Here is a 10,856-nt window from a genome sequence, read left to right as displayed (position 1 = left end):
GATCCGTACTTCCACACGGGCGCTGGTTGTTACCCGGGGCGAAAAAAAAGGGCAATTTGCCGTCGGCAGCAGGGGAATTCCGCTTGCCGGGGTGCATCCGGGATGGTGTTCGGAAGGCCAGTCCATCCGGCAAAAATAGTCCTTGCATCCCGTCGGGCGGTGCCTATCTTCCCGCTTGCCTGAACGCCGCGTGTGCGGATGTTCATTAGGGCTGAGAAACGAAAGTCAACCTGCAACCTGACCTTCAACCTCCGTTGCCACCGCAACGTCTGGTCCGTTGGGCAATGGAGCTTCGTTGGGTGCATTCGCATCGACCAGGCCCCCGGTTATGAACGCGGAATAACACATTATGCTCACCATGGAAGAAGCCCTGAAGCAGAGCGACAAACGCTTTGCCGCAGGCGAGATCGTCAAAGGCATCATCATCGAAGTCCGTCCCAAGGAAGTCCTCGTCGACATCGGTTACAAGAGCGAAGGCTCCGTTCTCGGCAGCGAATTTGAAGACATCAAGACGGTTAAAGTTGGCGACGAAATTGACGTGCTGATCGAAAAACTCGAAGACAAGGACGGCATGGTCGTCCTTTCCAAGGAAAAGGCGGAGTTCAAAAAAAACTGGGACAAAATCCTCACGATTTGCAACGAAGGCGGAACCATCGCCGGCAAAGTCAAGGCGGTGGTCAAGGGCGGACTGCTCGTCAACATCGGTGTCGAAGCCTTCCTCCCCGCGTCACAAATCGACATCATCCCGCCGAAGAATTTGCAGCAGTACGTCGCCAACACCTACGATTTCAAGGTCGTAAAAATCAACCAGGATCGCCAGAACATCGTCCTCTCGCGACGGGAATTGATCGAACAGGAGCGCAACGAACGTCGCCAGAAGCTGCTGGCTGAAATGACGCCCGGCGACATTCGCAAGGGCACGGTGAAGAACCTGACTGATTTCGGCGCGTTCATTGACCTCAACGGCCTCGACGGTTTGCTCCACATCACCGACATGAGCTGGGGGCGCATCGGTCATCCGTCCGAGATTCTCAAGGTCGGCCAGGAAATCGACGTCGTGGTGCTCGACATCAATCGGGAGAAGGAACGCGTCAGCCTTGGCTTGAAGCAAAAGCTCGCGAATCCCTGGGATACCATCGAACAAAAATATCCCGTCTCCGCCCGCGTCAAAGGCAAGGTCGTCAACCTCGTGCCGTACGGCGCCTTTGTGGAACTGGAACCCGGCGTCGAAGGCCTTGTCCACGTCACCGAGTTGTCCTGGACCAAGCGCATTGCCAAACCTTCCGACGTGCTCAAGCAGGGCCAGGACGTCGAGGCTGTTGTGCTGGGTATCAACCGCGAGGAACAGAAGATCTCCCTCGGCATTCGCCAGCTTGAAACCAATCCGTGGGATAAGGCGCTCGATAAATACCCCCCCGGCACCCGGGTCAAGGGCAAGATTCGCAACCTCACCAGTTACGGCGCATTCATCGAGCTGGAAGAGGGGCTGGACGGCATGATCCACGTCTCCGACATTTCGTGGACGCGCAAGATCAATCATCCCAGCGAGGTCCTTAAAAAGGGCGACGAAGTCGAGGCCGTCGTGCTGGAAATCGACAAAGGCAATCAGCGCATCTCGGTCGGCGTCAAACAGCTTTCCGAGGATCCGTGGACGAACATCGACAAGTATTACAAGGTCGGCGACCTCGTCACCGGCAAGGTTTCCAAGCTGGCCAGCTTCGGCGCGTTTGTCGGACTTCAACATGACATCGATGGCCTCGTGCACATCTCGCAGGTCAGCGAGGAGCGCGTGGACAAGATCAAAAACGTGCTCAAAGTCGGCCAGGAAGTCACCGCGCGCGTCATCAAGATCGACAAGGGTGATCGCCGCATCGGTCTTTCCATCAAGGCCGCCAATTACTCCGCCGAACAACTAAAGGCGGAGCAGGCCGTGCTCGATTCGCTCAAACCCGGCGAAGATCTCGTGGCTTTGCAACACGCCTTCGACGCCGCCGACGAAGCGAAACAGGACAAACCGGACTGAGCGGAAGTCAGAATCTGGTGGTGCAAACGAAAGGCGGGCCGTCTCCGGCCCGCCTTTTTCCGCGCGGACTTTTGTCCCCCGACGTGCGGATCGACTGTCCGCGAGGTCTTCGTCGTTGCCAGCGGCGGGCAAGACCGCCGGGCCAGAGAATTTCCCCTTGTGAACGGCCCGATCAGTCGCGATAACTCCCCGGACCGATGAACATTCTGGAAGAACTGGAGTGGCGTGGGCTGGTCGCTGATTGCACCGACCGGGTCGAATTGGACAAAAAACTCGGTTCCGCGATCACACTTTACTGCGGCTTCGACCCATCCGCCGACAGCCTGCACGTCGGCAATCTCGTCCCTCTGCTCGCGTTGCGGCGATTCCAAATGGCAGGCCATCACCCGATCGCCGTCGCCGGCGGCGCGACCGGCAGCATCGGCGACCCCAGTGGCAAGACACAGGAACGGCAGCTTCTCACGAAGGAAATTTTGGAGCGCAACATCGCCAGCTTGAAAACGCAGCTCGCCAGGCTCCTCGACTTCAACACGAAGACCAATCCCGCGCGGCTCGTGGATAACGCCTCGTGGACGGCCAACATCGGTTACCTCGACTTCCTGCGCGACACTGGAAAGCATTTCTCCGTAAACCAGATGATCCAGAAGGAAAGCGTGCGCGCGCGCATGGAGGACCGTGAAACGGGCATCAGTTATACCGAGTTCAGTTACATGCTGCTGCAGGCTTTCGATTTTTATGTGCTGGCCCGCGACTGCAACTGCGAACTCCAGATCGGCGGCAGTGATCAATGGGGCAACATCACCGCGGGTATTGATCTTTGCCGCAAGAAACTGGGCAAACAGGTCTATGGCCTGACGCTGCCGCTGATCACCAACGCCGACGGCACCAAGTTCGGCAAGACTGAAGCAGGCGCGGTCTGGCTCGACCCAAAGCGCACTCGGGAGGACGAATTTTACCAGTTCTGGATTCGCACTGACGATCGCGATGTCATTCGCTATCTAAAGTATTTCACCTTCCTGTCGCGCGAGGAAATTGAGCCGCTTGAATCGCAGCATAAACGGAAACCCGAGGCGCGTGCAGCGCACAAAGCCTTGGCGCAAGCTGTCACCGACTTGGTTCATCCACCAGTGAAGTCCCTGACCGGTGATCACCCGGTATTGCCACGGGTGATCGCAGAAAGCGTGAGCGGAATTCTGTTCGGAAAACTTTTTCAGGATTACACCGAAGCGGATTATGAGTTTTTGGCGACACACAATCGGTCTGTAACCATGGATAAATCCAAACTTCAGACCCCGGGCGGCATCTTGCTGATCGAGCTCTTGTTATTGGCCGGACTTTGTACCAGCAGGGGACAGGCGAGGCGGGACATAGAAGGCAAGAGTATCTACTTAGGAAGCAATCACTCAGGAGTTCTTCGCATTGATCACGTAATAAATCCTGGTTTCCGCATCGAAGAAGTTCATTTTGTTTTCGGCAAGTACCTGCTCTTGCGCAAAGGCAAACGGAATTACGTTGTGGTCACCGCAAAATAGCATGGCCTGTTTTTTCATCGTCACGATTCTTTGGGTGTTCTCGGTGTGTCTCCACGAGTTCGGTCATGCCATCGTGGCGTATTACGGCGGCGACACGAGCGTGAAGGAGAAGGGCTATCTCACGCTCAATCCGCTCAAGTACACCCACCCCGTTTACAGCCTGCTGATGCCGGTGATCTTCATGATGATGGGGGGTATCGGCCTCCCGGGCGGCGCTGTTTACATCAACGATCATTTGTTGCGGTCCCGCCAATGGAGGACCGGAGTCTCGCTGGCCGGTCCGATGATGAACATTTTGCTGATCGGCACTCTTTGGCTGCCGTTCGGGTTCGGTTGGATCGAACAGTCCCGCGACAATGTTGCCGCTTATTCGCTGGCGTTCCTGATCCAGCTCGAAATCAGCTCGGTGTTGTTGTGCCTTCTCCCGTTGCCGCCGCTTGACGGGTTCCGCGCGATTTCGCCGTGGCTGCCGGAAGAAACAACACAGCGGTTGCTGGCGCAATCCCAGATGTTCCTTTGGGGCCTGTTCCTGGTCCTGTGGTACGTGCCAGCCGCCAATGGCCTGTTCTGGAACGTGGTGTTTAGCATCTCCGACGCGCTCGGCATCGAGGCGCGGTTGGGTTACGTCGGCTTCCGCGAGTTCCGGTTCTGGGAATAGCGCGCTCAGGGTCCTTTTGCCAGGCGTCCACGCTTTCTTCTTAATTCCTTCATCAATGTTTTCAAAGGCAGCGTGTTGATCACATCGGCCTTCGTCAGCCAGCCTTTGCGTGCGATGCCGGCGCCGAGGCGGAGGAAGCCGGCGTGCTCGTTGCGGTGCGCGTCGCAGTTGATGACGCATTTGACGCCCTTCGATTTGGCGTACGGCCACAGCCGCCAGTCGAGGTCGAAGCGGTAGGGGTTCGCGTTCAACTCGATCCATGTGCGTGTTTCGGCGCACGCGTCAATGACCGCTTGTTGATTGACTTTGTAAGGCTCGCGCTCCAACAGCAGCCGGCCCGTGAGATGACCGAGCATGTGAACATACGGGTTCTGTGCCGCCCGAATGATCCGTCTGGTCATCTCCGCTTCGCTGTAGGTGAACCCCTGATGAACACTCGCGACGACCACGTCCAGCTCGTGCAACAGGTCGTCGTGGAAATCGAGGCGTCCGTCGGCGAGAACGTCCACCTCGCTCCCCGTCAACAAACGGAAATCACTTCCTTCATCCGCGAATCCCTGGTTGATCTTGCGGACGGCTTTCAACTGTTCGAAGAGCCGTTTTTCGTCCAGACCGTTCGCGATGTAGGACGATTTGGAATGATCGGTGATGGCCCAGTAGTCGCAGCCCAACTCATGGGCGTGCGCCGCAACATCCTCGAGCGGGTTTCGACCGTCGCTCCAGTCCGAGTGATTGTGCAGCGACCCCTTGAGGTCCGTCCACTCGATGAGTTTCGGCAGGTCGTCATTCTCCGCCGCCGCAAATTCACCCTTGTCCTCGCGCAGTTCCGGCGGGATGTAAGGGAGATCCAGCTTTTGAAAAATCTCCTCCTCCGTTTTGCATGGAACGAGCAGTTTCGGATCGCGGGTCTCTTCTTTTGATTTGAAGAGGCCGTACTCATTGAGGCGCAGATCGCGTTCGATGGCGCGCTGGCGCATGACGATGTTGTGCTCCTTGCTCCCGGTGAAGTAGGCAAGCGCAAAGGGAAACTCGGCGTCGCTCACCACTCGCAGGTCGGCCTGGATGCCGCCTTCCAATATCACGCTTGCTTTGGTGCCTCCCTTGGCGCTGACGGTCACGACGCCAGGTTGACCAGTGAAGTGTTCAATGACCTTCGCCGGGTGCTTCGACGAGACGAGAAAATCCACGTCGCCGATGATTTCCTTGAACCGCCGCACACTGCCGGCGGTGCTGCAACGGATCACATCAGGATGCCCGCGCAGGCTTTCAAGAATCGGCTCCGCGACCTCGAGCGCATCATTGAGCAGATGCCGCGAGGCGTAGGTGCGTTTGAACTGGATGCCTTCGAGGATCTTGCTCTGGGTCTTTTCGCCGAAGCCGTCCAGCGCGGCAACCTTGCCCGCCTTGCAGACCATTTCGAGTTGCTCGATGGTTTTGACGCCGAGTTTCTCATTCAACGCCTTGATTTTCTTTGGGCCCAGGCCGGGAATCTGCAGCATCTCCACCAAGCCGGGTGGGACCGAGGCCTTCAATTCGTCGTAGTAAGCCAGCTTTCCGGTCGTGACCAGTTCGGTGATTTTTTTTTGCAACGCTTCGCCGATGCCCTTGATTTCACCGAGCCGGTGTTCGGCGATGAGCTTTTCGATCGGCTCGGACAGGCTTTCGAGCGTGCGCGCGGCATTCTCGTAGGCGCGGGTCTTGAACGGGTTCTCACCCTTGAGTTCAAGCAGCGTCCCTATCTCGGCGAGGATCTCCGCCACGCGGTCTTTGTCCATGCCGCGAATATGAATCTCCCGCTCAAAAGTTCAAAGTTGAAAGTCATTGGGACATGTGCCCCGAAACGCGCACTTCCTTTCGCGGCGACTGGTGTTATTCTTGCTCCCGGTTCAAGCGGTGATGCGAAGCACGCTCAGCGGAGGCCGGCGGGAGTGGATGGCCGGAGGAAAATCGCGCGACACGCGACCGGCGTTCACTTTGATCGAACTGCTCGTCGTCATCGCCGTCATCGTGATCCTTGCGGGTCTGCTCTTGCCCGCGCTGTCCTCGGCCAAGGAAAGGGCGCGAAAGATCCAGTGCATGAACAATCAACGCCAGCTGGCGGTCACTTTGCAGATGTACTCGGGAGACAATCAGGAGCATCTTCCCGGCAACGGATACGCCAGTCCCGACAGCGACGTGAAATTATGGGTGGTCGGCGACGGTCATTGGGACCCGCCTTTCTTCACCAATCTGGATTTGCTTCTGGATTCAAAGCATGCCCAGTTTGCCGCTTACCTCAAGACGGCGGCCGTGTACAAATGCCCTTCGGACCGCAGCACGGTGTTGCTGGGTGACACGAAATATCCAAAGGTCCGCAGCTATGCGTTGAATTCGTACATGAACTGGGAGGCCGGCGCGATCTACAACAATGACACGAATTACCTGTCGTTCACGAAACAGACGGACATCGCGGGCGCCGCGCCGTCCGAAATCTTCACGTTCCTCGACGTCGCTCCGGGTTACATCTGCCATTCCGCCTTCGTGGTGGTGGAGGACAGCATCGTTTATTACCATCTGCCCTCCGCGCAGCACTCTCAAAGCGGCGTGGTGACGTTCGCCGACGGCCACATTGAAAGCCATCGCTGGTCCGAGCCGAAAACCGTCCGCGATGCGCAGACCGTGGAGTGGATCACCACTCATTTGAACTTCGAGACGGGGAACCGCGACCTGAAATGGCTGCAGGCGCATGCTTCCGTGCGGAGGCCATAGCCCCACTTTCCCGGTGTTTGCTGATCGCAGATGAGGAAGACCCTGCCAGTCGCCCTGACCATCGCCGGCTCTGACAGCGGCGGTGGCGCGGGCATTCAGGCGGACTTGAAGACTTTCGCCGCCCTCGGCGTTCATGGCACGAGCGCGATCACTTGCGTCACCGCGCAAAATCCGAAGCGAGTGCGGGACATCCAGACGTGCGATCCGGCGGTCGTGCGGTGGCAAATCGAAGCGGTCTTTGAGGAATTGCCGCCGGCCGCCGTCAAGACCGGCATGCTGTTCTCCCCCGTCATCGTTCGAGTGGTGGCGGATTTTTTCAAACTGCGCAAATCGCCACCGCTCATCGTTGACCCGGTCCTCGTGGCGACGAGCGGGGCGGGATTAATCAGCGCCGCGGCATTGAGGGTTGTCCAATCACAACTGCTTCCGATCGCCAGGCTCGTGGCGCCAAATCTGCACGAGACGGCTGTGCTGGTTGGCAGACCGATCAGGTCGGTGGAAGACATGCGCCGCGCCGCGCGGCAGATCAAATCACGCTTCGGTTGTGCCGCCCTGGTAAAAGGCGGCCATCTGCGCGGGGGAAAGGAGGCGGTTGACATATTTTACGATGGCAAGACCGAGTTGTTGCTGGCGGCGCCGTTCGTCAAAGGCGTTTCCACCCACGGAACCGGCTGTGCTTATTCGGCGGCGATAGCCGGTTATCTGGCGCTGGGCTGCGATTTGACGCGTGCCGTGGGGCGTGCCAAAAGGTACGTGACCGGCGCCATCGCCGGGAGCGCCATTGCCGGCGGACATGCCGTCCTCAATCACTTTTGGGAGCGCGCCCCATGAACCGGTCCTTCGCGTGGACGGTCACGCAGTTAAGACTCGCTTCCCGCTCATGCGCGATTAACATGGATTGCCAGATGTCGCGCGCTTTGATTTGTCTCGCCGGCTTTGGCGTTTTCACCGCGTTCTCTCTGGCGCAACCGGCTCCTGCCGCCGCTCGATTTCAATTCCTCGAACCCAGGCCGGTATCATACCACGTTGTCGAGACTCCATCGTCGGCCGTCGCGCGGGGAGTGGGAGCCCAGTGGGTGACCGCTTTGCCGGAAAACGGCCCGCGCTACGCAGTGGAATTCGGCAGCCGGGTCACGCTGCAATTGAAACCCGGCACGGAAATTCGCGGCGTTTTAAGAGGCAGCCCATTGAACGTCTCGCGCACTCTGGCGGCGAACCTTTATGTTCTTCAGGCCACCGACGCGTTCGCGGCGATGACCGAGGCGAATCGGCTGGCCGCGCGGCCGGAAGTGTTGATCAGCAGTCCGGTTCGGAGACGTCAACAAATCCGGAAACATGGCCCGTATTCCATCTGGCCCAACGACACATACTTCAACGATCAATGGAATCTTGAGAACCGCGGCGCGAACGGAACTTCGCTTGGGCTCGATCTCAACGTGCGCGCCGCATGGCCCGTCACCCGTGGCGCAGGGAGCATCGTCGCCGTGGCGGATGACGGCGTCGAGCTGACACACCCTGATCTCATTGCGCGCGCCAGCAATGATCTGCATTTTTATTTCGACGGGATGAGCGGGAGCACCAATGCCATGCCAACGGATCCCGATGACAATCACTCCACGGTCGTCGCGGGTCTGGCGCTCGCCGAGGGAGACAACCACCGCGGCCTGAGTGGCGTGGCGCCGCAGGCGCAACTCGCCAGTTGGAAGATTTTTCTGGGCAACAGCGTCACCGCCAGCGACGAGCAAATGATGGACATGTTCCAATACCGATCGAACGTCGTCAGCGTGGAAAACCACAGTTGGGGGAAAGGGGAGACCGATCCAACGCAGTTTCCTCCCACCGCCATGGAAAGTATCGGCATTTCCAACGCCATCGCTTTCGGACGCGGTGGACGCGGTGTTGTCATGGTGCGTTCCGCCGGCAACGGCCGCGACAACATCATCAACGCGAACGACGACGGGTACGCGAACGATCCGCGCGTCATTTGTGTCGCTTCGGTCCGCAGGGACGGACGCGCGGCGAGCTACAGCAATCCCGGCGCGTGCCTGTTGGTCGCGGCGCCGGGCGGCGACGGTGACGCGGCCGTCTTCAGCACGGACCGGCAGGGCTCGGCCGGATGGAACCCGTTTGGCTTGGGTGATGATTTCGCGGACCCCGACTACGTTTTTTCGACCAACGTGGTCGGTACGTCGTTCGCAGCGCCCCAGATCAGCGGTCTGGTCGCCTTGTTGCTTTCGGCGAATCCCAATCTGTCGTGGCGCGACGCGCAACAGATCCTGATTCTCTCGGCGCGGCATTTCGATCTGGCCGATCCGGACGTGCGAACGAATGGCGCCGGGTTCCGCGTCAGTCACAATGTCGGTTTCGGTGTGCCCGACGCCGGTCAGGCGGTGCGCCTTGCAATGAACTGGACGAACCGACCGGCGGCGACAGCGGTGTCATACGCGGCGACGAACGTTCAGGCGATTCCCGATGATGCGTTGCGTGTGTTGATCACCGGACCCAACGTTCCGGCGGCACTGACATCCATCCACGCTTCACCGGGCAGCGGTTTGCATCCCGACACCGTTACCGCAAGCCTGCCGTTGGTGGACGTCGGCGCTGCCGGCTCGGCAATCACGTCCAACCTGACAGGCAAAGCGGCCTTGATCCAGCGCGGTGGAAATGACTTCTCCCAGAAGCTGCAGTTCGCGTCCGACGCCGGCGCGGCCTTCGCCGTCGTCTACGACAACCTCAACGGCACCGAGCGCATTCTGATGGACACGGACTTCGCGCCGATTCCCGGCGTGTTTATCAGCCAGAACGATGGCGAGGCGCTGCGCAGCTGTTTGCAAACGAACAGCGCGGTCCAGGCGCAACTCCAACTGACGCCGGCCGTGTATTCGCTCAGTGTCACAGACACCCTGGTTTGCGAGCATGTGCGCTTGCGCGTGCAATCAGACCATCCGAGGCGCGGTGACCTGCGCATCACACTGCTCTCGCCGCGGGGAACGCGCAGCGTGCTGCAGCAGGTCAACACCGACGACAGTCCGGGCCCGACCGACTGGACCTACTATTCGACGCTTCATTTCGGCGAGAGCAGCGCGGGCACCTGGACCGTTTCCATTGGAGACGAGGCGTCGCTCAACGCCGGGAACGTCCTGAGCGTTGAACTGCTCATTGACGGCGTGGCCATCACCGACACCGACGCCGATGGACTCGATGACAACTGGGAAATGGCGCGTCTGGGCACACTCGCGTACGGGCCGAACGACGACCCGGACGGCGATGGTTACAACAACGCGCGCGAACAATTGATGGGAACGGACCCGGACGCGGTGGACGCGCCGTTCAACCTCGATCTCTCGTTGTGGAACGAAAAACTGGCGCGATTGAGCTGGCCTGCCGTGACGAGCAAGAATTTCGAAGTGTTGGCCGGAACAAACGTTGCAGCACCGTTGACACTCATCACAAATCTGACCGGACGATTTCCGGAAACCGAGTGGTTCACGCCTTACACAAATCTCGCGAACCGGTTCTTTCGGGTGCAGACTGCGCCATAAACGAGCTTTGCCTCGATTTGGCGAACACGGGACAGGCGTACATCACCCGCGAGTCCGTGTTTAGCGAGTCGATTGCCGCCGCGTTGGCCGACTCCGTAATGGTTCCGCCAGTCTGCATGGTGTAAAGTCCTCGCGACGGAGTCAGATCGACCTCCAAGGCAAACTCCTTGCCGTTCGGTGCGATGAATGCCGTTGGGGTCGTGTTCTGCGTTGCGGTGGGGTCGATCTGAATGACGGCTTGCCCAAGTTTTTCAGTGACGGAGAGCGTCTGGCCGTCCGCCAGATAGCTTTCGCTTGCGTGGAAGGTTTTCAAGTCCTGTGCAGCGCGGAGCTGAGAGACGAATGCGCAACTT

The 10,856-nt window shown here is 59.0% G+C and carries 8 protein-coding genes; 6 read left to right on the top strand and 2 right to left on the bottom strand.

Annotated features, from left to right (window positions below):
* The first annotated feature begins 349 nt into the window (after positions 1–349).
* The 3 genes from VN887_06245 (at position 350) to VN887_06235 (ending at position 4,213) form a co-directional block, all read left to right on the top strand.
* A complete protein-coding gene (locus tag VN887_06245) occupies positions 350–2,023 on the top strand; it encodes a 30S ribosomal protein S1 (GenBank protein ID HXT39607.1) in 1,674 nt (557 codons plus the stop codon).
* A 197-nt stretch (positions 2,024–2,220) separates the two neighbouring features.
* On the top strand, positions 2,221–3,555 hold the full coding sequence (tyrS, locus tag VN887_06240) for a tyrosine--tRNA ligase (protein ID HXT39606.1): 1,335 nt from the start codon (positions 2,221–2,223) through the stop codon (positions 3,553–3,555).
* A 1-nt stretch (position 3,556) separates the two neighbouring features.
* Positions 3,557–4,213 carry a site-2 protease family protein gene (locus tag VN887_06235; protein ID HXT39605.1) on the top strand — a complete coding sequence of 219 codons (657 nt, stop codon included), beginning with the start codon at positions 3,557–3,559 and terminating at the stop codon, positions 4,211–4,213.
* 5 nt (positions 4,214–4,218) lie between these two features.
* Here the strand turns inward: VN887_06235 and polX are convergent, their stop codons facing one another.
* Positions 4,219–5,988, bottom strand: a complete 1,770-nt coding sequence (gene polX, locus VN887_06230; protein HXT39604.1) for a DNA polymerase/3'-5' exonuclease PolX — start codon at positions 5,986–5,988, stop codon at positions 4,219–4,221.
* Between the two features lie 121 nt (positions 5,989–6,109).
* Here polX and VN887_06225 point away from each other — a divergent pair, with 121 nt between their 5' ends.
* Genes VN887_06225 through VN887_06215 form a run of 3 tightly spaced genes read left to right on the top strand, consistent with a single transcriptional unit; the run spans position 6,110 to position 10,503 of the window.
* Positions 6,110–6,961 (top strand): type II secretion system protein, encoded by an 852-nt coding sequence (locus tag VN887_06225; GenBank protein ID HXT39603.1) that lies wholly within the window; start codon positions 6,110–6,112, stop codon positions 6,959–6,961.
* A gap of 30 nt (positions 6,962–6,991) precedes the next feature.
* On the top strand, positions 6,992–7,792 hold the full coding sequence (gene thiD / locus VN887_06220) for a bifunctional hydroxymethylpyrimidine kinase/phosphomethylpyrimidine kinase (GenBank protein ID HXT39602.1): 801 nt from the start codon (positions 6,992–6,994) through the stop codon (positions 7,790–7,792).
* Positions 7,789–10,503, top strand: a complete 2,715-nt coding sequence (locus VN887_06215; protein ID HXT39601.1) for a S8 family serine peptidase — start codon at positions 7,789–7,791, stop codon at positions 10,501–10,503. Before thiD ends, VN887_06215 begins: the two co-directional genes overlap by 4 nt.
* Here the strand turns inward: VN887_06215 and VN887_06210 are convergent.
* Positions 10,448–10,856, bottom strand: a 409-nt coding sequence (locus VN887_06210) for a hypothetical protein (protein ID HXT39600.1), incomplete at its 5' end; no start/stop codon positions are given. The two genes, VN887_06215 and VN887_06210, sit on opposite strands and share 56 nt — an antisense overlap.

The organism is Candidatus Angelobacter sp., from assembly GCA_035607015.1.
Lineage (GTDB): Bacteria > Verrucomicrobiota > Verrucomicrobiia > Limisphaerales > AV2 > AV2.
This window is presented reverse-complemented; position numbering and strand designations above follow the sequence as displayed.